General features: G+C 65.5%; 21 protein-coding genes. 15 read left to right on the top strand and 6 right to left on the bottom strand.

Annotation, left to right across the window (positions count from 1 at the left end):
• Positions 1 to 149: 149 nt before the first annotated feature.
• Positions 150 to 365 (bottom strand): antitoxin MazE family protein, encoded by a 216-nt coding sequence (locus tag CLM73_RS07270; protein ID WP_105237911.1) that lies wholly within the window; start codon positions 363 to 365, stop codon positions 150 to 152.
• Between the two features lie 794 nt (positions 366 to 1,159).
• Between CLM73_RS07270 and CLM73_RS07265 the strand changes: the two genes are divergently transcribed.
• From CLM73_RS07265 to CLM73_RS07255, 3 genes are all read left to right on the top strand, one after another.
• Positions 1,160 to 1,636, top strand: coding sequence for a hypothetical protein (locus tag CLM73_RS07265; RefSeq protein ID WP_158685833.1), 477 nt, complete (start codon positions 1,160 to 1,162; stop codon positions 1,634 to 1,636).
• Between the two features lie 274 nt (positions 1,637 to 1,910).
• Entirely contained in the window at positions 1,911 to 2,345 is a 435-nt protein-coding gene (locus tag CLM73_RS07260) for an NIF family HAD-type phosphatase (RefSeq protein ID WP_105237909.1), read from the top strand.
• Positions 2,346 to 2,528: 183 nt separating this feature from the next.
• The gene (locus CLM73_RS07255; RefSeq protein WP_158685832.1) at positions 2,529 to 3,914 is read left to right on the top strand and encodes a hypothetical protein; all 1,386 of its coding nucleotides are present in this window, start codon (positions 2,529 to 2,531) and stop codon (positions 3,912 to 3,914) included.
• A gap of 389 nt (positions 3,915 to 4,303) precedes the next feature.
• On the opposite strand, the gene CLM73_RS07250 is transcribed toward CLM73_RS07255, so the two are convergent.
• The gene (locus tag CLM73_RS07250) at positions 4,304 to 4,558 is read right to left on the bottom strand and encodes a hypothetical protein (RefSeq protein WP_105237907.1); all 255 of its coding nucleotides are present in this window, start codon (positions 4,556 to 4,558) and stop codon (positions 4,304 to 4,306) included.
• Between CLM73_RS07250 and CLM73_RS28840 the strand changes: the two genes are divergently transcribed.
• A complete protein-coding gene (locus tag CLM73_RS28840) occupies positions 4,557 to 4,715 on the top strand; it encodes a hypothetical protein (protein ID WP_158685831.1) in 159 nt (52 codons plus the stop codon). The genes CLM73_RS07250 and CLM73_RS28840 overlap by 2 nt on opposite strands.
• Here the strand turns inward: CLM73_RS28840 and CLM73_RS07245 are convergent.
• From CLM73_RS07245 to CLM73_RS07235, 3 genes are all read right to left on the bottom strand, one after another.
• Positions 4,667 to 7,117, bottom strand: a complete 2,451-nt coding sequence (locus CLM73_RS07245; RefSeq protein ID WP_234015822.1) for a TonB-dependent siderophore receptor — start codon at positions 7,115 to 7,117, stop codon at positions 4,667 to 4,669. The two genes, CLM73_RS28840 and CLM73_RS07245, sit on opposite strands and share 49 nt — an antisense overlap.
• Before the next feature lie 268 nt (positions 7,118 to 7,385).
• Entirely contained in the window at positions 7,386 to 8,396 is a 1,011-nt protein-coding gene (locus CLM73_RS07240) for a FecR domain-containing protein (protein ID WP_105237905.1), read from the bottom strand.
• Positions 8,393 to 8,947, bottom strand: a complete 555-nt coding sequence (locus tag CLM73_RS07235; protein ID WP_105237904.1) for a sigma-70 family RNA polymerase sigma factor — start codon at positions 8,945 to 8,947, stop codon at positions 8,393 to 8,395. Before CLM73_RS07235 ends, CLM73_RS07240 begins: the two co-directional genes overlap by 4 nt.
• A 347-nt stretch (positions 8,948 to 9,294) precedes the next feature.
• Between CLM73_RS07235 and wecB the strand changes: the two genes are divergently transcribed.
• Genes wecB through CLM73_RS07180 form a run of 11 tightly spaced genes read left to right on the top strand, consistent with a single transcriptional unit; the run spans position 9,295 to position 24,536 of the window.
• Positions 9,295 to 10,452: a non-hydrolyzing UDP-N-acetylglucosamine 2-epimerase gene (gene wecB / locus CLM73_RS07230; protein WP_105237903.1), complete on the top strand. Its 1,158-nt coding sequence runs from the start codon at positions 9,295 to 9,297 to the stop codon at positions 10,450 to 10,452.
• 36 nt (positions 10,453 to 10,488) lie between these two features.
• Positions 10,489 to 12,702 carry a cellulose biosynthesis cyclic di-GMP-binding regulatory protein BcsB gene (locus tag CLM73_RS07225; RefSeq protein ID WP_105237902.1) on the top strand — a complete coding sequence of 738 codons (2,214 nt, stop codon included), beginning with the start codon at positions 10,489 to 10,491 and terminating at the stop codon, positions 12,700 to 12,702.
• 12 nt (positions 12,703 to 12,714) lie between these two features.
• Positions 12,715 to 14,409, top strand: coding sequence for a glycosyl transferase family protein (locus CLM73_RS07220; RefSeq protein ID WP_105237901.1), 1,695 nt, complete (start codon positions 12,715 to 12,717; stop codon positions 14,407 to 14,409).
• Positions 14,406 to 17,171, top strand: coding sequence for an NfrA family protein (locus CLM73_RS07215; protein ID WP_105237900.1), 2,766 nt, complete (start codon positions 14,406 to 14,408; stop codon positions 17,169 to 17,171). Before CLM73_RS07220 ends, CLM73_RS07215 begins: the two co-directional genes overlap by 4 nt.
• A 34-nt stretch (positions 17,172 to 17,205) precedes the next feature.
• Positions 17,206 to 18,222, top strand: a complete 1,017-nt coding sequence (locus CLM73_RS07210; protein ID WP_105237899.1) for an alginate O-acetyltransferase AlgX-related protein — start codon at positions 17,206 to 17,208, stop codon at positions 18,220 to 18,222.
• Positions 18,223 to 18,226: 4 nt separating this feature from the next.
• On the top strand, positions 18,227 to 19,351 hold the full coding sequence (locus CLM73_RS07205; RefSeq protein WP_234015821.1) for an alginate O-acetyltransferase AlgX-related protein: 1,125 nt from the start codon (positions 18,227 to 18,229) through the stop codon (positions 19,349 to 19,351).
• 9 nt (positions 19,352 to 19,360) lie between these two features.
• Positions 19,361 to 20,941, top strand: coding sequence for an MBOAT family O-acyltransferase (locus CLM73_RS07200; RefSeq protein WP_105237898.1), 1,581 nt, complete (start codon positions 19,361 to 19,363; stop codon positions 20,939 to 20,941).
• 24 nt (positions 20,942 to 20,965) lie between these two features.
• Entirely contained in the window at positions 20,966 to 21,205 is a 240-nt protein-coding gene (locus tag CLM73_RS07195; RefSeq protein ID WP_105237897.1) for an acyl carrier protein, read from the top strand.
• Between the two features lie 25 nt (positions 21,206 to 21,230).
• Positions 21,231 to 22,724 (top strand): AMP-binding protein, encoded by a 1,494-nt coding sequence (locus tag CLM73_RS07190; protein ID WP_105237896.1) that lies wholly within the window; start codon positions 21,231 to 21,233, stop codon positions 22,722 to 22,724.
• Entirely contained in the window at positions 22,721 to 23,395 is a 675-nt protein-coding gene (locus CLM73_RS07185; RefSeq protein ID WP_105237895.1) for an alginate O-acetyltransferase AlgF, read from the top strand. Before CLM73_RS07190 ends, CLM73_RS07185 begins: the two co-directional genes overlap by 4 nt.
• A 10-nt stretch (positions 23,396 to 23,405) precedes the next feature.
• The gene (locus tag CLM73_RS07180) at positions 23,406 to 24,536 is read left to right on the top strand and encodes an acyl-CoA dehydrogenase family protein (RefSeq protein ID WP_105237894.1); all 1,131 of its coding nucleotides are present in this window, start codon (positions 23,406 to 23,408) and stop codon (positions 24,534 to 24,536) included.
• A gap of 24 nt (positions 24,537 to 24,560) precedes the next feature.
• Here the strand turns inward: CLM73_RS07180 and CLM73_RS07175 are convergent, their stop codons facing one another.
• Positions 24,561 to 25,523 (bottom strand): DUF4434 domain-containing protein, encoded by a 963-nt coding sequence (locus tag CLM73_RS07175; RefSeq protein WP_234015820.1) that lies wholly within the window; start codon positions 25,521 to 25,523, stop codon positions 24,561 to 24,563.
• Positions 25,524 to 25,552 lie beyond the last annotated feature (29 nt).

Here is a 25,552-nt window from a genome sequence, read left to right as displayed (position 1 = left end):
TCTGGTCCGCTGCACCTATCACCGGCAATACCCATACGCTAGGGTGATCGCCGAATGGCTCGGCCTGGATCGTAAGCGCTGGCCGGGGTTCGCTGAAATCACCCTGCATTGCAACAATATCAGCGTTCCGCCCATACTCTAATACGCCATCATTTCGTCCAGCGAACCACGTCGGCAGCGGCCTCATCCATTAGGCGCTCCAACTGCTTGTCGGCCTTGTCAGACGAGGCTATCGCAAGGCTTTGACGCCGGCATTCCTCGACAAACCCCGGTCGCCGGGTGTCAGGCACCCAAATTTGCACGGGGCGCAACCCTGCCATGCGTCGCGCGTCTCTGTGCTTTTGCACTCGGGCGTTGATCTTCATGAACAACCTCGTGGTCGCGTTAGGTGTAATTTTGCGCTGAGGTACCGTTACATGCAACGCGTTTGGCTTCCAGCATCGACTCAACTAGGGTCAACGCATTTCTATCCGCGAGTCTCCTTTAATAGGGCGCAGTAGTTTTGCATTACCCGAGAAGCGTACTTACTTCAGCGCTGCGGAGATGATGACCCTACTAGCGTCGCTTCCAGACAGCCCGAAGGTGGCCCTAGTAGAGTCAAAGCTGCAACCGGGGAAAACCTTTTCACCGCATATGGGCGCGACCGTGCGACAAGCTCGGCTTGCAGCTCGGGCAGTTTTTCGCGCGGGGTAAGACGCTCATCGCTGCCATGACCGGCTCCAACTTCCGTGGCGACGCCGGGACAAAGCTCGCGCCGCATCGAGACGCTGGGTGAGCGACTGGGCGTCGGCCCAGCGACCGGCTACCAACGTCTCAATCGCCCCGACGGCCGCGCGCTGCGGATCGAGGCGAAGGGATGCTACCCGATGACGAGGCCATCGCTCTGCATACGAAAATCGAAGGCATTGACACTGAGGGTAAATCGCATTTCGCGACTTACCCCTCTCGCATTTACACTCAGACAAGACCGATTAACGGATCCATGAGGCTTCGTGTGCGTGAGTCTTCAACATTGTTAGCCAGTATCCGGAAAGCCTTAGCCGGGCTGACAGAGATACCGAATCGGCAGGGGGGCAATCGACTCGTAGCAGATGGTCTCGTCGCGCGGCCGACTCAGTGGCCAAGCCGGCTACGCGGAGCGTCCTTGCTTTGCGCGGCTTTGGAAGCCAGAGAGGTTCATGCTCTCAGCCTTGGAGACAAAGCTCTCGCCTATGTGGACCCAGAGAATGGCACGGTACATGTGATCAGTGAAGGACCCGAGGTGGTCCAACTTCGCGACGTCGCAGCGGTACTTGAAGAACTTGGAGCCGAGATCGTTAGCGTTAACAAGGCTGACGTCGTCCAAACGCCAGAGGGATACGCCGGCAACATCGGTGGACACCACGCATCCGGGGGCACGATCGCGGAGGCCGCCCTTAGATCTTGGCTGATCGAGCGCAGGGCGGCTCAACAAGGTGTTGAAACCTTTTCAGCCCTCGAGTACGTGGACCTGACGCTCGCGAAGCGAGTGATCAACGAGTTGGCCAAACAGGATGGCGACTTAGGGGCCGAGTATTGGAGCGCCGTATCAAGACTATTGACCGCGACCGATCAAATGCGAGAGGCTCTCGCTGTCATCCAGGCAGAGCTTCAGTAAGTTCATGATTCTAATGATTGAGGTCAGACAGCCGGCAAGACGGCCTATCTTATGTGGATCGCCTACGCCGCCATGCCGCTAGCGATTCTGTACGTTCGGCCCCTGAACCGAAAAAGACAACGTCGGCACATGGATCACGCTGGAGTCGCTGACGCCGTCTCTCCGCCGCCGATCTACATCGCCCCTCTTTTCGCGACGGCCTCTGTGATTCGATAGCCTGCTCCGCCCGCCTCTACAACTGTCTTAACGTCTTTCGTCCTGGACTATCCTGCCCATGCCACGCCTTTCCGTATTAGCGCTCGATTTGGAAGGCACGCTCATCTCGAACGCGGTGAGCCAAATTCCGCGTCCCGGGCTTTTCAACTTTCTTGAGGGTTGCCGAGAGCAGTTCCCTCGCATCGTAATGTTCACCACGGTAAACGAGACACGATTTCGCGCAATCGCTAGCGTGCTCATACAGGAGCGTGCCGCCCCAGCTTGGTTTGCCCAACTTGAGTACGTGTCGTGGACGGGCGCCACCAAAGATCTGGCGCTGATCCGCAATGCTGCTGTTGAGAATTGCCTGCTTGTCGACGACTTTGAGGCGTACGTACACCCTGGGCAGCACGCTCAATGGATTTGCATTGAGAGCTTTTCCCATCCATATGAAGCTTCTGATACCGAACTTGTGGCAGTGCTTGAAAAGCTGCGAGTACGGTTAAGCCAGTAGCCCCTGGTGAACTCCAGCAGCGTGCCCAATCACTACAATATGGTGGGTGAAACCTCACAGGGCGATATGACCATTGGCGTGTCGAGTGTGAAATTGGCAATGTGTGAACGGTGTCAGCCGCGGGCGCCGATGCAGCAATCACGTGATTGCGATGCCACTGCCCGCTGATCACGGGATCAGGCCATGGAGCCGACTCCCGGCCTCACTGGATTAGGAATGATGACGGTGGAAACTGGCGTGGTTACCCGGGAAGAACTCTATGATCTGGTCTGGTCAATCCCAATGACCAAGGTGGCCGACAAGTTTCAGGTTTCGAGCAGTTATTTGGCACGTATATGCACTGAGCTGCGCGTCCCTCGTCCAGAACGTGGTTACTGGGCGAAGCTGGCGGTCGGCAAGGCAGAAAAGGCGCCATCACTTCCTGAACCGCGGCCAGGTGATCAGATGGCGTGGTCGCACAAAGATGGACTTCCAACGCTGCCCGTGCCGAAGCCTCATCCGGCAACCGAACCTCGAGCCCGTGCTCCGCGTCCCATCCGCCGCATCACTGGCACCCACAGCTTAATCCTTGGCGCGAAGGAGCTTTTTCTTGCCGGTCGCGAGGTGAAAGAAAGCGAACATCTCAAGCCGTATAAGAAGTTGCTGGTCGACGTCACCGCGTCCAACACCGGGATCGACAAGGCTCTCGGCTTCGCAAACGACTTGTTTAATGCATTGGAATCAGCAGGCTATCGAGTGGTCATCGCGCCTCCTGATGCGAAGCTTCGCCGCGAATCCGTCTACGAAAAGGAAGAGCCACCACCGAAGGGCCACAAACACGATCCTTATGGTTACAGTCGCCTGTGGTCTCCCCAGCGCCCTACTGTCGTCTACGTCGACGCACTCGCCTTTGGGCTTTCCATTGTGGAGATGACCGAGTCTGTCGCCGTGCGGTACGTCAACGGTAAGTACGTCCGCGAATCAGATTATGTAGCGCCCAAAGCATCCAGACGCCACGTCGACCATACTTGGACGAGCACCCATGACCTGCCGTCCGGCCGACTGAGACTAGTTGTCTATGCACCGCAGTGGAACATCTCGTGGTCAACGACATTCCAGGAAACCAAGACGCACAGCCTAGCGTCAGATATCCCCCGAATCATCAAAACTCTCAAGAGCTCGATCGCAACCGTCACGGAGAAGTTGGCGGAAGCGAAACGGCAGGCGGAAATACGCGAACAGGAATGGCTCGCGGCAGAAAAGCGCCGCCGGCAAGAGGAAGACCAGCGTCGTGAAGCTCAGTCCATCAAAGATAGCCGCGACGAACTTGAGCAAGTCATTCAAGCCTGGGCAAAGGCCTTCAGTCTGGAACAGTTTTTTCAGGGTATCGAAGATCGTGCAACTGCCCTGCCCGAGGCCGATCGTCAGGCGGTACTACTCCGGCTAGGACTCGCTCGTGAATTCGTCGGCACACACAATCCCTTGGATTTCTTCCTTGGGTGGAAAACGCCTCTCGAACGATACGTGCCGCTGGCGCAGCGTCGTGAGGTCGATGACACTGGCGATGGCGACAACGCGACGCAAGAGTGAAAAGATTGGCTTTTCATCGGCTGGGGCGGCCGTAAATTGCTCGCTACTCGCCGTCGCTCTTCTTCCTGAGTACCTGGCGCAGCCATCCCTGGTGCACCCCGTATCTCGTATTGGCCGAACAATGCATACGAGGCGGCGATGGGACGCGTTCGAAAACCCTGCGTATTTCATAGGGAAATTTCATGACGCGCAGTTTGGCCACCTTACGCTTGATTCCGTGCCAGTGGGCTGACTTATGCTTTTTCATCATAAGCACGCTTCGCCGTGTGCCGTACGGTGCGCCACTAACAAACGGCCAGTTTATGTTTGAATTCTCGCCACGATATGACTAACGGCACAAATCAAAAATCCTCAAGGGTGCAGACCCTTGAGGATTTTTTTCGTCTGGATCACTGCCGGTTGACCCAATCCTGCGCGCCCTCGATGAACCAGGGCAGGTTCAGGCGTTCGCCCTCGCCGGATTGAATCGTCAGGCGCTGGCCCGACGGGTTGGCGTTGGCGTTCGACGGCGCCGGCGAATCCAGCGGCCGGCTGCGGTAGTCCACGTTGCTTCGCGATTGCTGCGGCGTATTCGCGCAGGCGGCGAGGGACGCGATGGCTGCCCCGGCGAGGACGAGGCGCAGCGCTGCGTGATGAATCTTCATGGTGTTCAGGTTCCTGCTGGCGGCACAGGCCGGCGTGCCGGGCGATAAGGCCTTCCCCGTACCTTACTCGCATTGGGCTGCCCGCGTCAGCCTGCCCCGCCCCACCCTTCAGAACTGGTACTTCAACGTCAGCATGGCGTGGCGCGTGGGCGCGTAGATGCCGGTGTAGAAGGTCGTGTCCAGGCCCTGCAGGTATTTCTTGTCGAACACGTTGTTCAGGTTCAGCGTGGCCGAAAGCTGACGGTTGAAGTCGTAGCGCGCCATCAGGTTGGCGACGGCGTAGGCGGGCTGCTCGCCCTTGAGGGTGACGCCCGGCAGGGACCAGGTGGTGGCGCTGTAGTAGATGCGGCTTTGCCAGTTGACGCCGCCGCCCACCGTCAGGCGATGCCAGTCGCCGGGCAGGCGGTAGGTGGTCCACAGCTTGGCCATGTGGCGCGGGAAGATGGTGCGGATGGTCGCGCCCTCCCCGTCCTTGGTGATGCTGTAGCTGTAGCTCAGCGCAGCTTGCCAGCCGGGGGCCAGTTCGCCGTTGAACTCGACATCCAGGCCCGATGTCTTGGCGCCGCTGACGGCGCGGTAGGCCGGTTCCCGCACGGTGCCGGGCACGAACTGGCCTTGGTCTACTTCGGCCAGGTTGTCCTGGCGGATCTGATAAAGCGCGATGGCGCTGCTCAGGCGGCCACCGAAGTAGTCGCTCTTCAAGCCGATTTCGTAGTTGTCGCCGGTGCGCGGGTCCAGCACGTTGCCGTTGCGGTCGCGGGCGCTTTGCGGCTTGAAGATGCTGGTGTAGCTGGCGTAGACGGAATGCTGGTCGTTCAGGTCGTAGACGACGCCGGCGTAGGGAGTGACGACGCCGCTTTCGCTCATCTCGGTGATCTTGTTGTTCCGCGCCAGCGCGGGCGACGCGTAGATCTGCGAGAGCTTGTAGCGGTAGTTGCTGACGCGCGCGCCCACGATGACCGCGAGGTCGTCGGTGGGTTTCAGGCGCAGCGCGGAATAGACGCCCTGCTGCTTTTGCCAGCCGTCATAGTCCATGAGCTTCTGGCCTGAGACGGTCGGCCCCGCGGTGTCGTTGCCCCAGCTATAGATGTTGACGTCGCGGCCTTCGATGTCGTCGTCGGCGGGTTCGTGATAGTTATTGAACTCCGCCCAGTTCATGCCCACGACGAACTCGTGCTGTCGTCCCCACAATTCGAATGGCCCGGCCGCCTGCACGTCGAACCCGGTCTGGCGCTGGCGGGCGCTACCCAGGCCGCCGTAGAACTGCACGCCGTCGCCCGTGTTGCGTTCGACGAAACCCCAACTGGCGTCGGCCGACGAAAACTCGCGTTTACCGTGGAGGTAGTTGCCCGAAAACTTGAGCTTCCAGTCGTTGGCGAACTTGTGCTCGAGGTTGAGGAAGGCGTTGTAGACCGTGAGTTCGTCGGTGTTCCAGCGCGCCCCGGCGTTGTCGGACGCTTTGAAATCGGTCTGCTGACCGTCAGAGTAAAAGAGCGGCAGTCCGGTCGACGACTGTCCGCGCGGATCGTTGTTCTGGTAGTCCAGTCCCGCCGTGAGCAGCGTGTTCGGCGTGAGGTCGGCCTCCAGCACGCCGTAGAAAACGGTCTTGTTTTCCTTGTAGTAGTCGATATGCGTGTTGCCCTGCTCGTGCGCGGCGACGAAGCGGCCGCGCAAAGTGCCGGCGTCGTTGATGGGCCCGCCCACGTCCAGCTCGCCGCGGCCCCGCCCCCAGGTGCCTGCGCCCAGGCTGGCATAGCCCTGGAATTCGCGCGTGGGCTTCTTGCGGATGAGGTTGACGGTGCCTGACGGATCGCCCGCGCCCGTCATCAGGCCCGTGGCGCCGCGCAGGACTTCGACCCGATCATAGATGGCCAGATCCGTCTGGCTCTGCGGGATGTTCTGCGACACGATGTCGGTCGCGGTCAGGACGCCATCGAACTGGTAGTTGTCGATGTTGTAGCCGCGAGAAAGGACCGAGAACCGGCCTGTGCCGATGTTCTGCACTGATATGCCCGGCGTGCGGTCCAGCAATGCCTCGATGCTATCGACGCCCTCGTCCTCGATGCGCTGGCGCGTCATGACGCTGATGGTCTGCGGCGTCTCGCGCTGCGTGAGCGGCAGGCCGGTCGCGAAGGACAAGGGGCCGGTCATCGCGTAGCTGTGCGAGCCCTCCGTGGCGCCGAAGCCGTCGGCTTGCACGGTGACGGGCGCCAGCGTGGCGACGCCGGCGGGCGGCGCGCGGTGCAGCACATAGCTGCCGCCGTCTGCCGGTGACGCGGCCAGGCCGGTGCCGGCCAGCAAGGCGTTCAACGCGGCGCGCGGGTCCAGGTCGCCCGACACGCCCGGGCTCTGCTTGCCCTGCGCAAGCTCGCCGGCGCCGGCGACCAGCACGCCCGATTCGCTGGCAAAGCGCGCGAGCACCGTGCTCAACGGGCCAGCGGGAATGTCGTAGTGCCGCGTCGCGGCGGCGGCGGATTGTTGAGCCGGCGCGGGCTGTGCGGCAGCGTCCGGCGCGTCGACGGCCAGCACCGCCACGCCGCCCGCAATCGCCAATTGCACGAGACGCGCCGTGCAGGTCAGGCGGGATTTGCCCGCGAGACGGCGGAATGAATGGGGCGGCCGGGGGGCGGCAAGGACTGAATGACGGGGCATGACGAACTGGGTTCCGATGAGGTTTATCGACGAGCCGTGCGATTGAATTCGCTCTCATTAGGGGAATCGAACGAGAACCTCAAAAGCGGAACCGGGCGGGGAAAAATTTTTGCGATGCCGCACGAATCACGATGCAGCGCGGTTGGGCGGACGGCGGGAAAAGGTGAAGATCGCGTCAACGGCTGTCGAGCGCACCGCCTCTTGGCTGAATGCTGATCCACCACGGCAAGGTCCGCTGGATGCGGATGGGCAGAACGGCTTCGAGCATGGCCAGCGCCCGGTCGGGGTCGGTGGCCGGATAACTGCCGATGACCGGCAGGTTGGCAATCTCGGGCGCCACGCGCAGCACGCCGCCGCGATACCGCTGCAGTTCGCTGGCAACGTCCGCCAGCGGCGTGTTGTTGGTGACCAGGATGCCGCGCGACCACGCTTCGCGCGCGGGGTCGGCGGATTGCGTGGCGGCCAGCGAGGCGTTCGTGAAGCGCGTCTGTTCGCCCGTCTGGACAACGCGGATGCTGCCCGTGGCAGCGGTGCGCGCTTCCACAGCGCCCTTGTAGACCGCCACCAGGGTCTCATCGCCGTCCAGCCGCACCGTGAAACGCGTGCCGAGGGCGCGGACCCTGCCTTGCGGGGTATCAACGACAAATGGGCGTGCGGGATCGGCCGCGGTCTCTATCAGCAGTTCACCCGCCACCAGGCGGAGACGGCGCAGGCCATCGCTGTAATCCACGTCGAAGGCGCTGCCGGTGCCGAGCCAGACGACGGACCCGTCGGCCAGTTCGATGCGGCGAACCTCGCCGGTGGCGCTGCGATGATCGGCCGCCCAGGCCAGCACCACGCCGGGCAAGGGCGTGAGGCGCCAGGCCGCCAGACCGGACAGGCCCGTGCCCGCCAGCGCAGCCAGCCCGAACAACATCTGACGCCGCCGGGCCATGCGGCTATTGGCCGCGCAATAGCCCTTGGCGGCGGCGTCGCGGCCGGGGCTGGATTGGACAGGTTGGAATTGGCTGCTGATGCGCTCGACGTAGCCCCACGCGGTCCGATTTTCCTGCGCGCGTTCAAGCCAGGTCTGCCAGCGCCGGCGCTCGTCGGCCGTAGCCTCGCCGGAGCGCAGCAGCGCAAACCATTCGGCAGCCTGCTCTAGCGCCTGGTGCGTGGGCTCGGCGGCGGATTGCAAGGCGGTCATGTTGGCGAGTCCGCAACCACGGATCGCGCTTCCAGCATCAGGCAGTGCAGCATGGCCTGGGCGACGTACTTGCGGACCATCCGGGTGGACACGCCAAGCTCCTGCGCCACTTCCTTGTCGGACATCTCGCAGGCGACCGCCATGACGAATGCGTTGGCGGCTTTGACCGGCATGCTGCGCAGCATGCCGTCGATTTCCAGCAGAGCCTGGATGACGATGACCTGATGCTCGGCAGACGGGGCCAGGGCCTCGGGCCGCGCGGCCAGCTCTTCCAGCCACATCTGCTCGATCTGACGGCGCCGCCACAGGTCCACGCACATGCCGTTGGCCATGGCGCGCAGATAGGCCCGAGCTTCAGGCGCGCTGTCGAAGCGGCGCGGCTTCTGAATGAGGCGCACGAAAGCGTCGTGCGCCAGGTCGGCCGCGTCACACGAATTGCCCAGGCGACGGCGCAGCCACCCATGAAGCCATCCGTGATGGTGGGCGTAAAGGGATTCGATTTGTGAGGACGGCGCGTCGCTGGCCACGGCGGTAGAAGGACCTCGAGCCATCCTGGGACGCCCGGAAATCTAAATAAGAATTACTCGTGATTATCCGCACAACGGCCCTGTTTTGCAATGCGGCATTTCCGCGGGCTTGAGGCGGTGCGTTCAGCGCCTCGCCTTCATAACGGAAATTTATTGTTTCGTGCTTTATCTTGGCCGCTGTAACAGTCGCGCCTGATTTGACCCCAAATTCCGCATGAAGCGCGTGTCTCCCCGTAGCGCCATTGCGCGGTGCCGTTCAGAACGAAGCGAATGCCGCCCGAGAGGCCTGATATATTTCGACACATATTACGAATGTTTTCAAGACAAAATAGCCGCACGAAAATGCCACCGGCGCTGGGGGCCACACCGCCATGAAAGTCCTGTCGATATTCGGAACGCGGCCCGAAGCCATCAAGATGGCCCCGCTGGTCACCGCGTTGCAGAACGAGCCGCAGATCCAGAGCGTGGTCTGCGTGACCGGGCAGCATCGGGAAATGCTGGACCAGGTGCTGGCGCTCTTCGAATTGCAGGCGCAGCACGACCTGGACATCATGGTGCCCAACCAGACGTTGAACGGTCTGTATGCGCGCCTGATCAATCGCGTCGACGGTGTGCTGGAGGCGGAGAAGCCGGACTGCGTGCTGGTGCATGGCGATACGAGCACGGCGTCGGCCTGCGCGCTGGCGTCGTTTCACCGCCGTGTGCGCATCGGTCATGTGGAGGCCGGGCTGCGCACCGGCAACCTGGCGATGCCGTTTCCCGAGGAAATGAACCGGCGCGTCGTCGACGCGATCGGCGACCTGCTGTTTGCGCCCACCGCGGAGTCGCGCGGCAATCTGTTGCGCGAAAACCTGGCGGGCAGCATCACCGTCACCGGCAATACCGTGATCGACGCCCTGGCGATGACAAGCGCCAAGCTGACCGCCGGCAGCGCGCTGACCCGCATGCTGCAAACGCGCTATGCGTGGCTGGACCCAAACCGCCGGCTGCTGCTGGTGACGGGCCACCGGCGTGAAAGCTTTGGCGAGGGCTTTCGCAATATCTGCGCGGCGCTGGCGGATCTGGCGCGGCGCGCGGACCTGCAGATCGTTTATCCGGTCCACCTGAATCCCCAGGTGCGCGGCGTCGTGATGGCGGAGCTGTCCGGGCTTGCCAACGTGCATTTGATCGACCCGCTGGATTACCTGGATTTCGTGTGGTTCATGCAGCGCTCGCACCTGATCCTGACCGATTCGGGCGGGGTTCAGGAAGAGGCGCCTTATCTGGGCAAGCCCGTGCTGGTGATGCGCGACGTCACCGAGCGCCCCGAAGCGGTGCGGGCGGGCACGGTGGCGCTGGTGGGCACCGATACGCGCCGCATCGTCACCGAGGTCAACCGCCTGCTTGATGACCCCGGGCTGCACAGCGCCTTCTCGCGGCGGATCAATCCGTACGGCGACGGCAAGGCCAGCCAGCGCATTGTCGATGCGCTCTGCGGCCGCGCCGTATCGGAATTCGCTCCCCACGCTGCCGCCCATTCCCCTCTTTGACCTTTTGCCGCGATGCCTATCTTGCCTGGAGCTTTCATGCCCTCCTCCTTACAAGCCACCGATGTCCGTACGTTGTGCCGCGCCCTGGTCGCGGCGGGGCTGCTGATGCCGCTGGCCGCGCTGGCCAGTCCGGCCGGCGACGCGCTGCGCCGGCTGCAAAGCGACGACATGGTGACGCGCAGCACCACGCTGGAAGACCTGGGCATCAAGGAGCCCGTCGTCCTGTCCAACAGCGATGCGCGGCAGGAGTTCTATCTGCCGGTGCCACGCGGCGTGCCGATCACGGACGCGCGGCTGGACTTCGACGCGCGCTACACGAAGGGTGAGCCGGGCCGGACCAACATGGTGCTGTGGCTGGACGGCGTGCCGCAGACCGCGCAGCGCGTCGCCGATGGCGAAGGATCTGCCAGCCGGACGCTCGCCGTGGAACGCCGCGCGCGCGATTCGGGCTTTCTGCGCGTGGGCGTGGACTGGCAGTCCGACATCGCGCTGCGCCACTGTGAAAGCAACCGCGCCACGGGCAATGCGCTGACGATCTCGCCGCAGACGCGGCTGAGCTACCGCTATGACGCGTCGGCGATCAACAGCCTGGACGATGCCTGGGGCTCGCTGCCCGGCCAGCCCGTGCTGATGGTCGCCAGCCGCAAGCTGGACCAACAGGCCTTCGACAGCGCCTGGCGCCTGGGCGTGGCAATGGAGCGCAGCGGCAAGCGTGTGGAGGTCAGGGCCTTCCCGGCGGTGGGCGAGGAGGTCGACACGCGCGGTCTGCAGGCCCCGGCCGGACTGGGACAGGTACCGGCATTTGCCGCGCTGGCCGGCAAAGAGACGCACAAGCTCGCCAACCCCGCCGAGATCGGCGCCCTGCTGGTGATGGGCGCGCCCGCCGTTGCCGGCGACGTGGTGATTGCCGATGCTGCGCTGAGCACGAAATACAACGCCGCGCTGGACGCGTTGCAGGCGCAGCTTGCGTCCGATCCCGATGCGGCGGACGCCTTCAAGGCGTGGCGCGAGCAGCGCATGCCGCTGGCGGGCGCCGGCCTGGCGTCCAAGGAGATCCGCCTGGTGTCCCTGAGCCGGCAGGCAGTGATTGCCGTCGCGGCCGACGCGGGCGCGCAAGGCGCCGGCGTCTTTGACACGGCCTGGCGCCGCATCCTGGCAAGCCGCCAGGTGCAGGTGCAGACCGCCCTCCCCCCGCAGTCCATGCAGGATGGCGGCGTGCGCCTGTCGACCCTGGGCGGCTCGCCGGCGAGCTTTGACGTGGTGGCGCGCGGCGACTGGAACGCATCGTTTCCGCTGGCCGCCGTGACCACCGACGGCCGCGTGCCGGATGAACTGGTCATGGACGTGGCGGCGGCGCCCGGGGCCTCGTCGACGCGGCCGGTGGCATCCGTCTTCTGGAACGGCATCCTGCTGGGCGCCAAGCAACTGGAGGCAGACGGCCGGCCCGAGCGGCTGACGGCGCGCGTGCCGGGCTATGCGCTGGGCGTGACGAACGCGGTGCGCGTGACCTTCCAGCGCCAACCCGTGTCGGTGGATTGCAACGAGATTCCGCAGGGCTATCCCGTGAACGTGCTGCCGACCAGCTACGTGAAGCCCGGCAAGGCGCAGCCCGACGGCACCTTCGTGGGCCTTTTGCCGCTGATGGCGGGGTCGCCGCAGGTGCTGATTCCGGACAGCTATCTGGCCGACGCGCCCGACAACATCAAGCGCGTCATCGGCATCGCCGCGGCCAGCGGCGTGTCGGCCACGCGCGCCGAGCTGTCGGTGTCGCCCGCCGGCCAGGCCGTCAAGCCCGCCCGCGCGTTCCTGGCGATGGAGCTGCCGGTCGACGGCGCCAAGCCCGCGGTCAAGGTCACGGCACGCAAGCAGCTTCAGGTGGCCGGCAAGGACACGACGTTGCTGGACATCTCGGGACTCACGCAACTGAGCACCGCGGAAGTCGTCAGCGCGGGCGGCCAGGAGGGCGTGCTGTGGCACACGCTGGGCGAGCAGCCCGGCATGACCGATGCGCCGTTTGTGCTGAATCGCGGCAACATCGCGATCATCGGCGCGGCGGGGCCGGTTGCGTGGATCGACAGCGCAAACCCCGACGCGAGCCACCCGCCGGGCGCGGGAGAAAGCGCCTTCTTCGAGTGGCGGCGCTACATCTCGTGGAGCGTGCCGGCCATCAGCATCAGCCTGCTGGTGCTGCTGCTGTTCCTGATCCTCGCCATGCGCGTCAGCCGCAGAAAGCGCAAGGATCCCCAATAAGGCCGCGGCGTCATGTCCTCGCTCTACTGGCCCTACCTGATCGCGGATTACTACCGCGGACTGGAGGTTGTGACCGCCGTCGTCGGCGTGATCATCCTCCTGTCCAGCCTGGATGACCTGTTCATCGACGGCTGGTACTGGGTGCGCGAGCTGTGGCGGTCGCTGACCATCAAGCGCCGCTATACGCCGCTGACTGCCGCGCAGCTGCGCGCCAAGGAAGAGCAGCCGCTTGCGATCATGGTGCCGGCCTGGCTGGAGTACGACGTGATCGCGTCGATGCTCGAGACGATGGTGTCGACGCTGGAATACAAGAACTACATGATCTTTGCCGGCACCTACCAGAACGACGAGCGCACGATCAACGAAGTGGAACGGATGCGGCGCCGCTACCGCCAACTGGTCCGCGTGGAGGTGCCGCATGATGGCCCGACCTGCAAGGCCGACTGCCTGAACTGGATCGTGCAGGCGATCTTTGCGCAGGACGCCAAACACCCCGTACCCTTTGCCGGCGTGATCCTGCATGACAGCGAAGACGTGCTGCATCCGCTGGAGCTGAAGTACTACAACTACCTGCTGCCGCGCATCGACTTCATCCAGCTGCCGGTGACCTCGCTGGAGCGCCATTGGTACGAGCTGGTGGCCGGCACCTACATGGACGAATTCGCGGAGTGGCACACCAAGGATCTGGTGGTGCGCGAGAGCCTGTCCAAGATGGTGCCGTCGGCGGGCGTGGGCACGTGCTTTTCGCGCCGCGCGCTGGTGGAGCTGGCGGCCGAGACGAACAACCAACCGTTCAACACCGACACGCTGACCGAGGACTACGACATCGGCGCGCGCCTGGCTCAGCGCGGCATGCGCCAGATCTTCGGCAAGTTCCCGGTCGAATACGTGACGCGGCGCCAATCGTGGTTCGGCCTGGGCAAGGAACAGATCGCGCACCTGCGCATGCCGCTGGGCGTGCGCGAGTACTTTCCCAACACCTTCCGCACCGCCTACCGGCAAAAGGCGCGCTGGACGCTGGGCATCGGGCTGCAGGGCTGGCAGCAGGTGGGATGGACCGGGTCGCTGGCGACCAAGTACCTGCTGTTTCGCGATCGCAAGGGCTTGGTGACGTCCTTCATCGCCATCCTGGCCTATGTGCTGCTGGCCAACTTCTTCGTCTTCTATCTGGCCGACCTGTTTGGCTGGTGGACGGTGTACTACCCGTCCTACTTCCGGCCCGGCGGCTGGCTGGTGACGCTGATGTGGGCCAATGCCGTCGCGCTGCTGCTGCGCGTGGTGCAGCGCGCGTACTTCGTCGGCCGGATGTACGGCTGGGAGCATGCGCTGCTGTCGATTCCGCGGATGATCGTCGGGAACTTCATCAATGCCATGGCGGCGGCGCGAGCGTGGCGGCTGTTCATCGGCCACCTGATTTCGGGCAAGCGGCTGGCGTGGGACAAGACCATGCACGACTTCCCGTCCACCGATCAGCTGGCGCAGCAGCGCCAGCGCCTGGGCGAGCTGCTGCTGTCGTGGCAGGCCATCGACCAGTCCACGCTGGAGCAGGCGCTGGAAATCCAGGCGCGCGAGAAAAAGCCGCTGGGCCAGATCCTGACGGAACAGGGCTGGCTGGACGAAGGCACGCTGCACGAAGCGATCCAATTTCAACAGGCCGGACAAGGCGAGCCGCCGGCCGCGCCCGACACCAAACCTTCGACCTCATGATGTCCTTTCCTCGCTCGCTCGTTCTGTCCGCGGCCCTGGCCTGCGCCTGGGCCGCGGCACCGGTTGGTGCGCAGACGCAGCCTCGGGCCGAAGCGCCGCTGGAGGGCGCGGCCTGGCAGTTCGCCGACGAGGGCTACAAGAACTACGACGCCGGCAACTATGCGCTGGCGCAGCAGCAGGCGGAGTCGGCCATCGTGCTGCGCCCCGACGTGGAGCGCCTGCGGCTGTTGCTGATCTATGCGCTGCAAAAGCAGGGCAAGCTTGACGAGGCCGACAAGGCCGCGGCCGATGCCATCGCCAGCGGGCTGGACACGCCGGCCCTGCGCCAGGCGCGCGCCAACCTGCGTCCCGCCCCCGCGGCGCGGCCCGCCGCCTCGCCCGCCACGCCTGCCGCGCCCCGGACCAGCAGCGCCTATCAGCGCGGCTTTCCCATCGCCACCCGCGCCTACGCCGACTACAACCGCGCGGACTATCCCGCAGCCGAGCGCGGCGCCGAACGCGCCTTCCGGATCGATCCCAAACAGGGCGCATGGGCCATGCTGTGGCTGGATGCGCTGGAAGCGCAGGGCAAGTACGCCGAGGCCGAAGCAGCCGTCGCCAAGGCCGTGTCACTGGGCGCGCCGAACGGCAACGACCTGGCCGCGCGCCAGCAGACGCTCAAGCGCCGGATGGCGGTCAAGCCGGCCGAGGCAGGCTATCAGGCCTTGATCGCCAACCATCCCGGCGACGCCGTGCCGCTCGCCCGGCAGGCCGTCGCGCTGGCGCCCGAGAGTTCCAGCCACCGCCTGCTGCTCATTACGGCGCTCATGCTGGACAACCAGCTCGCCGCCGCCGAGGAAGCCGCCACGGACGCCATGCGGCAGGACGACGAGAACACCGTTGCGCTGCTGATGCGCGGCTATTTGCGCCAGCGTCAGGGCAGGACGCAGGAGGCGGACGCGGACTTCGACGCGGCGCTCAAACAGGGCTGGCTCGACGACGAACAGCGCCGCAACGTGCGCCTGATCGCGGCCGACGCCGCCCTGGCAGCCGGCGAAAACGCGCGCGCGCTGGCGCTGGTCGAACCGCTGGGCGGCAAGGATGAAGCCGCCGCGCAGCGCATCAAGCGCGCGGGCGCGCGACCGGCCATTCCCGCCACGCTGACGCTGGCGAACTATCCCGCGCCGGTGCAGGACTGCCGCGACACGCCCTACGGCACCTCGTGCGAGCTGCTGCCGTCGGATGCCGCAGGCAGCGGCGGCCCCGCCTCGCTGGCGTATGCCGCCTACGCGCGCGAGGATTACCAGGAAGCCATCAGCCAGGCGCGCAAGGCGGCCGAGCAGGATCCCGCCAACAAGGAATACCAGCGCCTGCTGACCACCACGCTGGCGGCCGGCAACGCCGCGCAACTGGCCGAGGCCAACACGCGCATGAGCGCGGCGCTGGCCGCGCAGCCGGACGATCCCACGCTGCTGATGCAGCGCGGTTACCTGCACCAGCGCATGCGCCAGCCCAAGCTTGCGCTCGAGGACTTTCAGGCCGCACGCGCCACCGGCAAGGCGCCGCCCACCGTGATCCTGGACGAAGGCTATGCGCTGGCCGGCGTGGGCGACAAGCGCGGCGCGGTGGATCGCCTGAAGGAGGCCATTGACGAGAACGACGCGGGCAAGCTGGATCTCACGCCGCAGCAGCGGTTCGACACGCGCAACGCCATTGGCGGGTTGGCGCGCGAATGGGGCGGCTATTTCTCGGCCGGCTACCGCGGTGCGCGACCGGCGTCGTCCGGCCTGGGTGGCGCGGCCATCACCGTGCCTGGCGACGCCGTGTTCAGCACCGCCGAGATCTTCTGGCGGCCGTCGGACTTTCTCAATTCCTCGACCCGAACCTTCGAACTGTACGGACGCCTGTCGAACACGCTGTACGACAAGGGAAGCCGGACCGAGAGCCAAACCGTGTCCGATCCCTGCCAGGGAACGCCCGGCGGCTCGGGCTCCTCCACGATCGACATCGCTGAATCATCCAATCCGGGCATTTCAGGCATTCCCACCACCATCGGATCGCTCGGCATGCGGTTCACACCGTCCACCGAAGTGGGTCTGACGTTCGGGCTGGAGCGTCAATTCAACCTGGGCAGCGCTACGCGCCGTGGCACGTTCAGCCCCGACCCGAGGGCGCTGCGCTGTTCCCCCGCTCTCAGCAACAAGACCGCGCACTACCAGACGGACGCCGGCAGCGGCGGCTGGCTGGCCTACGTGACCTATGGCCTGTACGAAGGCACGACGCTGCGCATCGACCGCCCGGACTGGTTCACGATGGAAGGCTATGTGCAGGCCGGCTATTCCTGGCAGGACATGCCGGCCAAGTTCTGGCTGCGCGACAACGCGACGGGCGTCGACGGCGAAAAATCGTCGGGCCGGCTGAAACGCGATCAGGCGTTCGGCGCCGGCGAACTGCGCGTGGGCCGCAGCTATCGGGTGGACGCCATCAGCGAACGGCTGGTGTTCTTCCCCTATGCGGTCATCGGCGCGGACTGGCTGTGGAACAAGAACCGCGTCACGGGTTTGGACGTCGATGGCGCGGAGTCCTTCCGGCTGGCGGGCGACTCGAAGTCGTGGTCCATGGGCGCCGGGCCCGGCTTCAACCTGCGCTACTGGTTCCGCGAAGATCACTACACCGCGCCCATGTCCTACCTGGATCTGACGACGCAATACCGTTTCAACATCGGCGGCGGGCAGGCCGACCGGGCCAAGGGCCTGTTCATCAACCTGACCCTGTCGTACTGACGGCACGCCGATCCGCAACACAAGGAGTTCATTCATGCACACCGCAACCCGTCTTCCGAAGCGCGCCCTGCCGGGTCTTTCCGGCGTGCTGGCCCGCGCGCTGGCATCGGCCGCCCTGATGGCAGCGTGCGCCACCGCGGCGCAGGCGCAGCAAGCCTCCTCCATTGTGATCCAGGGCAAGGACAACTGGCTCTTTCCCGGCTGGGGCAGCCTGACGCAGGTGGACATGCGCGGCATCGACGCGTCCACGCAACTCGTGCGCGAGACGCGCGACGTGCTGGCGGCAAAAGGCGTTCAGCTTGAAGTGCTGGTGCTGCCGGACAAGACGTTCTTCTATCAGGACAAGCTGCCGGACGGCAAGGCGCTTAGCGCCGACGTGAAGAAGCGCTATCAGACTATTCAGGACAAGCTCAAGCAGGCGGGCATCGCGACCATCGACGACGAGGCGGTGCTGCAGCGCGTGAAGAGCAGCGGCCAGGAGGTCTTCTACCGCACCGACCAGCACTGGACGCAGGCCGCCGCGGACGCCACCGCCGACGCGCTGGCGCAGCGCATCAAGACAGACGTGAAAACGCTGGCCGGCAAGCCAGGCACCGGCATGCCGCTGGGCAGCGTTGTCAACGAGCGCCGCTACGGCGACCTGGCCGAGCTGTTCCTCACGCCGGACCAGCGCAAGCAGGCTGGCCGCGAGACCTTCACGGTGCGTCGCCAGTCCGACAGCCAGAGCCTCGTGGACGACACGCCGGCGCCCGTGCATGTCACCGGTCACAGCATGGTGCAGCCCTACTTCGGCTTTCCGCAGAAGCTGTCCAACGCGCTGGACCGTCCGGTTTCCGTCAACTGGAAGCCCGGCAATGTGGGCCATTGGGTGATGCTGCTGGAGTACCTGGAATCGCCGGCCTTCAAGCAGAACAAGCCGCAGGTGCTGGTCTGGCAGATGTTCGAACCCACCTACGCGCAGGGACCCGAGGCCCGTGGCCTGTGGGACAACGCTTCCATCATGAGCGCCGACACCTGGCGCTCGCGCATGAAAGCGGCCATCGGGAAGTAGGCACGTGGATACGCCGGACAAGACGCGCGCCGCCGGAGGGCCGAGCATCGGAGGCTCATCCGCGGGCCATCGGCTGACCGCCTGGGTGGTCGCCGCGCTGCTGGCCGTCGGCCTGGGCTGGGGCGGCTGGCGCCTGGCGCAGGCGCGCGTCGGCGCCGTCGCGATGTCGCCGTCCGCATGGCTGGACGGCTCGGCGGGCGCCGCGCTGAACAAGGCGCTGGCGTTGCCGCGCCAGGCCGACGTCGACACCTGGAACGCCGCGCTGCGCTATCGCTTGTTTGGCGACCTGGGCGAACAGGTCGCGATGGGCTGCCCCGGCTGGCTGTTCTACCGCGACGGTTTGCGGCCGCCGCCCGGCGTGCACGTCTTCGACGAACGCCTGCGGCTGATGCGGCACTGGGTGCGCGAACTGCGCGCCAAGCAGGTTCAGGTGCTGGTGGTCGCGGTGCCCGACAAGTCGCGCATCGAGTCCGCCCAACTCTGCGGCCTGCCCGTGTCGCAACCGATGCGCCAGACGCTGGACACCTGGCAGGCCGCACTGCGCGCGGATGGCGTGCCCTTCGTGGATCTGCGCGACGCGCTGCTGGCCGCCCCCGCGCCCCGATTTTTCCGCACGGACGTGCACATGAATGCACAGGGCGCGCAGGCGGCCGCCGCGCGCGTGGCCGAGGCGGCGTTGCCGCTTCTGAACGGCAAGGGCACGCAGGCGTTCAAGACGGAACCGGCCTCTGCGCCGCAACCGCGCATGGGCGATCTGATCGTGCTGGCGGGCCTGGAGCAAGCGCCGGCCGGATGGCGGCCGGCGCTGGAACAGGTGTCGGAAGCCAAGATCGAACCCGTGCGCGCCGGCGGCCTGCTCGATGAGCCGCCCCCGGTTGAAGTGCTGCTGGCCGGCACCTCCAATGGCCGGCGCAGCCAGTTCGGGGAGCGCCTGGGCATGGGCCTGGGCCGCGAGGTCTGGAACATGAGCCTGGACGGCGGGCAGTTCTCGGGCGCGCTGACGATGGCGCTGGGACAGCGCGCGCAATGGCCCGCCAGCCTGAAGCTCGTGATCTGGGAATTCTCGGAGAACGCCCTGTCGCTGCCGCTGACCGCGGACGAACAAGCCCTGCTGGCGCGCATCCCGTAGCGGACCAAGATGCTATTCAACTCCTACCTGTTCCTTTTCATCTTCCTGCCCGTGACGCTGGCGGCGTACTACGCGCTGGGGCGGCTGAACGTGCGGCTGGCAGCACTGTGGCTGTGCCTGACCTCGCTGGTCTTTTACGGCTGGTGGAATCCGCAGTTCGTCGTGCTGCTGGCCGGCTCCATCGCCTTCAACTACGTGGTCAGTCAGTTGATCCTGCACAACGCCGCGCGCCCCCGGCTGCAGGGCCTGATCGTGGGACTGGGCGTGGGCGCCGACCTGGCGCTGCTGTTTCACTACAAGTATTTCGTGACGCTGCTGAACTTCCTGAATGACTTGGGCATGACGGCAACAACAGTTGACGACATCATCCTGCCGCTGGGCATTTCGTTCTTCACGTTCACGCAGATCGGTTATCTGCTGGACTGCAAGGCAGGAGTCGTGAAAGAGCGCAGCCTGCTGAGCTACGTGCTCTTCGTGACGTTCTTTCCGCACCTGATCGCAGGCCCGATCCTGCATCACAAGGAAATGATGCCGCAGTTCGCGCAGCCGGAGAATTACCGGTTCAAGGCCGAGAACCTGTCGGTGGGTGCGATCCTGTTCGTGATCGGCCTGGCCAAGAAGGTGCTGCTGGCCGATGGCATCGCGCCGTACGCCGACGCGGGGTTCGCGGCGCCGGGAGAGTTGCAGTTCTTCGGATCGTGGGGCGCCAGCCTTTGCTACGCGCTCCAGCTCTACTTCGATTTCTCGGGCTATTCGGACATGGCGCTGGGCCTGGCCAAGATGTTCGGGATCCGTTTCCCGCTGAATTTCAACTCGCCCTACAAGGCGGGCAACATCATCGAATTCTGGGCGCGCTGGCACATGACGCTGACGCGCTACATCACCGCGTATCTGTATTACCCGGTGGCGGTGGCCGTGAACAAGTGGCGCACGAATCGCGAGCTGCCGGTGGGCTCGGCCGGGCTGAAGACGCTGGGCGGCTTTGCCGGCAGCATCGCGCTGCCCACGCTGTTCACGATGACGCTGGCGGGCGTGTGGCACGGCGCGGGCTTCCAGTTCGTGGTGTTCGGGCTGCTGCACGCGATGTACCTGTCGGTGAACCATGCCTGGCGCATCTTCGTCGTGGGCCGCAAGCCCGCCGCCGCGCGCAACACGCGGGCCGCCACGCGCGCGCTGTGCGTGCTGATCACCTTCGTGGCGGTGCTGGTGGCGCAGGCGTTCTTCCGCGCCCACGGCGTGGGCGACGCGATGCTGCTGGTGCAGGGCATGATCGGCGCCCGCGGCATCGAGCCGCTGGATATGTCCGCGCATATTGCGGGTCTGGCCATTGGCGACGCCTGGCGCGTCATCGCCGGCCACCACATGCAGCTCATCTATGCCGTCGTGCTGCTGGGCATCGCGTGGTTCGCGCCCAATTCGCACCAGATCCTGGGCCGCTGGTCGCCCGCCCTGTTCAAGCCCAACGAGGCCCCGCAGCCCTACCTGCGCTGGCGCCCCAACCTGGCGTGGATGGTGGTCATGCTGGTGCTGCTGGCTTTCTGCCTGGTCAACCTGCACAAGGAAGCCCGGTTTCTCTATTTCCAATTCTGACCCCACGGGGTCGCGGAGCAAGTCATGGACATCAACGCTATCGAAGCCAAAGTGGCGCAACTGGTCGAAGGCATCATCCTCACGCAGGTGGACCCGGACACGCTGCTGATCGAATCGGGGCTGGTCGATTCGCTGGCCGCGGTCGACGTGGCGCTGGCGGTCGAGCGCGAGTTCGGCTGCAAGATCCCGCCCACCGAGATCGACGTGCACCTGGAATCGGTGCACACGCTGGCCGCATTTATCGCGGAACGCCGCGGCGCCTAGCGCGCAGCCACGGGAGGGCCGGACCATGCGATTCGACTTCAACACGTTCGATTTCGCGGACACGCAGAGCGGCGCGGACGCCATCGCCGTCGTGGACGCGCGCGGGGCCACGTCGTGGCGCGCGCTGCGCGACGCCACCGAGGCCTGGGAACGGGAAGCGCTGAAAGCGGGCGCGCAACGCGATACGCCGCTGGTGATTTCAGGCCACAAGGAGACGGCGTTTCTCGTGGCGATACTGGGCTGCCTGCGGTTGGGCGTGCCCTTCGTGCCGGTGGATGTCATCAACCCGTCCGAGCGCATCGCACGCATCGGCGAGCTGGTGCGCGCAGGGCTGCGCTACGACGCACAGGCGGCGCAATTCGTTTCCACGGGCGGCCAGGCCACGCCGCTGGAAGAAAAGAATCTCGCCTACATCATGTTCACGTCGGGCAGCACGGGCGATCCGAAAGGCGTGCAGATCGGCCGCGAAAGCATGGGCCTTTTTGCCGGATGGATCGACGACTGCCTCGCGCTGGGCGCGGCGCCGGTCTTCATGGATCAGATGCTGTTCAGCTTCGACTTTTCGCTCTTTAACTGGGTGGGCGCGCTGACGCTGGGCGGCACCTGCGTGCTGTGCCCGCGCGAGACCATCGCGCAGCGCGATGCCTTCGTGCAATATCTGGCCGACAGCCGCATCAGCGTCTGGGCCTCCACGCCCTCGTTCGTGCGGCAGCAGTTGTTCAACCCCGATTTCGACCACGCCCACCTGCCCGATCTGCGCGTCTTCGTATTCGGCGCCGAATCGCTGACGCCCGCGCTGGCCGAAGAATTGTGGCAGCGATTCCCGCACGTGCGCATCATCAATTCCTACGGCCCGACCGAAGCGACCTGCTCGACCACCTGGGTCGAGATCGACCCGGCGTTGCGCGCGGCAGCGCCGAATCCATTTCCCATCGGCCGCGCCAAGCCCTATGCCAAGGTCTTCATCGAAGACGGTGAGATCAGCATCGCTGGCGATCACGTCATGCGCGGCTACCTGAACCGTCCCGACCTGAACGCCACGCGCATGTTCACGCGCGACGGAAAACGGGGCTATCGCAGCGGCGACTTGGGCGAGATCGACGCGCAGGGCCTCGTCACCTTCCGCGGCCGCATCGACGATCAGATCAAGCTGCATGGTTACCGCATTGAACTGGCGGAGATCGACGCGGCCATCGCTACCCTGCCCGGCGTGCGCGCCGGCGCGACGGTGGCGCTGCGCCGTCCCGACGGCGCCATCGTCAGGCTGATAGGCTTTGTCGAACCCGCCGCAAATGGCCAGCGTTCGCAATCCCCTGCCGCAGGCTTGCAACCGCTGCCCGCCGATCTGACGGACTGGAAGGTCACGCTGGGCCGGCGTTTGCCCCCGTACATGATTCCCTCTGAGCTGGTGGCGTGTCCCCGCTTTCCCACCACCAGCACGGACAAGGCGGACCGCAGGCAGCTCGAACGCATTTATCTTGAAACGCGCCTCAGCAGGAAACCGGAGCCGCAAACATGACTCGCACACCCTTACGCCTCGCCCTCGCCGTGACGCTGGCGGCCTGCGCCGCCAGTGCCGCCGCCGAAGGCGTGCTGGCCCAACTCTATGCCGCCCGCCCGCCGGCGGGTTCTTCGTTCGTGCGGGTGGTCAATCCGCACGTGAACCCACTGCAGGCGCAGGTCGCGCAGGGCCCGGTCCAGGAGATCGGACCCGACCGGCAGGCCACCACCTACGCCATCGTGAAGGGCAATCAGCCCTTCGACGTGCGCATCGACGGCAAGCTCGCCGGCACGCTGCAGGTGGCGCCCGACACGTTCAGCACGCTGGTGCCGCGGCGCGACGGCGGCAGGCTGTCGTTCAGCGTCATCGACGACAACGCGGGCGCGCAGGACGCGCTGAAGGCGGAGCTGCGCTTCTACAACCTGGCCACGGATTGCCCCGCCGGCCAGTTGTCCGTCAGTCCGTCGGGCCCGGTCCTGTTCAAGGACGTCGAGTCCGGCGCGTCCGCCGCGCGCGCGATCAATCCGGTCAGCGCGACGCTGGCCGCCGGCTGCGGCACGGCTGCGTCGCCGGCGCTGCCGCTGCCGGCCTTGCAGCCGGGCGACCACTACAGCCTGTTCCTGACCGGCACGCCCGAGGCCCCCGTGCTGCATGGCCAGATCAGCGGCACGGACGCCTACAAGAAATAGGGAGGCCATCATGCGCCGCGTATTCCGGGACGACCACGAACTCTTCCGCGACCAGGTCAAACGCTTCATTGCAAGCGAGATCGCGCCCCACTATGCCGAATGGGAAGACGCCGGCGTGACCCCGCGCGCGCTGTGGCGGCGGGCCGGCGAAGAGGGGCTGCTCAATTGCGCGCTGCCCGACCCGTATGGCGCGGGCGGCGACTTCGGGCATTCTGCCGTGGTGATCGAGGAACTGGCCCGTGCCAACTTCCTGGGCATCGGCTTTTCGATCCACTCCGACATGGTCGCGCCGTATCTGCTGAACGTCGGGACCGACGCGCAGAAACAGCGCTGGCTGCCCGCCATGGCGCGCGGCGAGACCATCGGCGCCATCGCGCTGACCGAGCCGGACGCGGGCAGCGATCTGAAGGCGGTGCGCACGCGCGCGCGGCGCGATGGCGAACACTTCGTGCTCAGTGGTCAGAAGACCTTCATCACCAACGGCGTGAACGCGGGCCTGGCCATCGTGCTGGCCAGCACTGATCCCGATCTGGGCGCGCGCGGGCTGTCGCTGTTCTGTGTCGAGGAAAACCTGCCGGGTTACACGAAGGGCGCGCCACTGCACAAGATCGGCCAGCACAGCCAGGACACCTGCGAGCTCTTCTTCAACGACGTGCGCCTGCCAGCCGATTGCCTGCTGGGTCCGCTGAACAATGCGTTCGAGATCATGACGCGCGAGCTGGCGCGCGAACGCCTGGCCATCGCGCTGCGTGCGGCGGCGTCGCAGGAAGGCATGCTGGACCAGGCGGCGCATTACACGCGCGACCGCAAGGTGTTCGGGCGCCGCGTGATCGACTACCAGAACACGCGCTTCAAGCTGGCGAATGCGCGCGCGCAGAGCGCCATGTTGCGTGTGTTTCTGGACGATTGCCTGGCGCGCATGATGGAGGGCGATCTCGATCCGACGACGGCAGCCATCGCCAAGCTCAATGCGACCGAGATGCAGGGCCGCATTCTGGACGACCTGCTGCAGCTCTACGGCGGCTATGGCTACATGGCCGAATACGGCATCGGCCGCGCCTGGGCCGACGCGCGTGCGTTGCGCATCTTTGGCGGAACCAACGAGGTCATGCTGGAGATCATCGGCCGCAGCTTCAACTGACGCGGCGAACTTCAGCGGCGCACTTCAGAGCCGAGCGTCCATCCAGGCCTGCATCAGCGCGCGCGCCTCCGGCGTGTCGTCGATGACCCACGGATCCAGCGCAAAGGCCACGATGCGCTTGGCGCCATAGCCGCGCGCCACTTCCCACTGCTCGCGCACCCGCTCAAAATCGGCGGACCGCGCCTTGAAGGTCGAGCCGTCGGTGGCGCCCGATGGCAGTTCCTCGAACAGTTCCAGGATCAGGTCGAACGACGCGTGGCGAGCCAGCAGCATGTCGTGCAGCGGCTCCAGCGCGCGCAGGTTTTCCAACCCGGCCACGCCGACGCCGTCCTGGATCATGGGGTGTATGCCCACGTGGTCCAGAATGTGGCTCCACAACTTCATCAATGATCCATCGCCCGGCAGGCGGCTGTGATACGTGGAGATGCAGGGCACGCTGTTGCTGGTCTCTTGCGCCGCGCGCGACAGCGCATCCAGCCATGGCACCAGCAGCGCCTGCCGTTCGGCGGACGCCCAGTTGTACTGTTCCAGTTCGTAAGGCAGATACCATCCGCGGAAGGCGCGGCGCTGGTTCCAGCCGGACTCCCGCATGTACGCGCCGCCGCGTTCGCGCGTCTGGTCCAGAAAGGCGGCCAGCGCGGGCGTGTCGGCGCGGGCCAGCATGTCCCACCAGCGCTGGTCGTACGGCAGCCCCACGTGGATGCCAATGCCCTGATGCGCGGCTTCGTCGAACAGCGTGCCCAGCAGCGCTTGGGGGGCCATCCAGTCGTCCGGCCGCCCGCCTTCCAGGCCGGTCCATTGCAGGAAGATCTCGCGGCAACCCAGCCGCCGGAAACTGCGCAGCCGCAGCCGCCAGTCTTCGGGGGTCAGGTCCGCGTGACTGCGCCAGAGCTGCAGGAAGGTGGCGTTAAGGGAAAGCGGCGGTGTACATGCCGCCAGGGGCGCCAGGGCGCCTAACGCCAGCGCCTGAAACAGGCGCCGGCGCAAGGGGGATTTGAGCTGCGGTGGTATCAGGA

It is taken from the genome of Achromobacter spanius (assembly GCF_002966795.1).
GTDB classification, from domain to species: Bacteria; Pseudomonadota; Gammaproteobacteria; order Burkholderiales; family Burkholderiaceae_B; genus Achromobacter; species Achromobacter spanius_D.
Note: the sequence above shows the minus strand (reverse complement) of the source record. Positions and strands in the feature narration are given on the sequence as shown.

Excerpts from the sequence above, each read along its gene's own strand:
- CLM73_RS07270 (WP_105237911.1), bottom strand. The coding sequence starts at position 365 with ATGAAGATCAACGCCCGAGTGCAAAAGCACAGAGACGCGCGACGCATG.
- CLM73_RS07260 (WP_105237909.1), top strand. The coding sequence starts at position 1,911 with ATGCCACGCCTTTCCGTATTAGCGCTCGATTTGGAAGGCACGCTCATC.
- CLM73_RS07255 (WP_158685832.1), top strand. The coding sequence starts at position 2,529 with ATGGAGCCGACTCCCGGCCTCACTGGATTAGGAATGATGACGGTGGAA.
- CLM73_RS28840 (WP_158685831.1), top strand. The coding sequence starts at position 4,557 with ATGGTGTTCAGGTTCCTGCTGGCGGCACAGGCCGGCGTGCCGGGCGAT.
- CLM73_RS07250 (WP_105237907.1), bottom strand. The coding sequence starts at position 4,558 with ATGAAGATTCATCACGCAGCGCTGCGCCTCGTCCTCGCCGGGGCAGCC.
- CLM73_RS07240 (WP_105237905.1), bottom strand. The coding sequence starts at position 8,396 with ATGACCGCCTTGCAATCCGCCGCCGAGCCCACGCACCAGGCGCTAGAG.
- CLM73_RS07235 (WP_105237904.1), bottom strand. The coding sequence starts at position 8,947 with ATGGCTCGAGGTCCTTCTACCGCCGTGGCCAGCGACGCGCCGTCCTCA.
- wecB (WP_105237903.1), top strand. The coding sequence starts at position 9,295 with ATGAAAGTCCTGTCGATATTCGGAACGCGGCCCGAAGCCATCAAGATG.
- CLM73_RS07225 (WP_105237902.1), top strand. The coding sequence starts at position 10,489 with ATGCCCTCCTCCTTACAAGCCACCGATGTCCGTACGTTGTGCCGCGCC.
- CLM73_RS07220 (WP_105237901.1), top strand. The coding sequence starts at position 12,715 with ATGTCCTCGCTCTACTGGCCCTACCTGATCGCGGATTACTACCGCGGA.
- CLM73_RS07215 (WP_105237900.1), top strand. The coding sequence starts at position 14,406 with ATGATGTCCTTTCCTCGCTCGCTCGTTCTGTCCGCGGCCCTGGCCTGC.
- CLM73_RS07210 (WP_105237899.1), top strand. The coding sequence starts at position 17,206 with ATGCACACCGCAACCCGTCTTCCGAAGCGCGCCCTGCCGGGTCTTTCC.
- CLM73_RS07200 (WP_105237898.1), top strand. The coding sequence starts at position 19,361 with ATGCTATTCAACTCCTACCTGTTCCTTTTCATCTTCCTGCCCGTGACG.
- CLM73_RS07195 (WP_105237897.1), top strand. The coding sequence starts at position 20,966 with ATGGACATCAACGCTATCGAAGCCAAAGTGGCGCAACTGGTCGAAGGC.
- CLM73_RS07190 (WP_105237896.1), top strand. The coding sequence starts at position 21,231 with ATGCGATTCGACTTCAACACGTTCGATTTCGCGGACACGCAGAGCGGC.
- CLM73_RS07185 (WP_105237895.1), top strand. The coding sequence starts at position 22,721 with ATGACTCGCACACCCTTACGCCTCGCCCTCGCCGTGACGCTGGCGGCC.
- CLM73_RS07180 (WP_105237894.1), top strand. The coding sequence starts at position 23,406 with ATGCGCCGCGTATTCCGGGACGACCACGAACTCTTCCGCGACCAGGTC.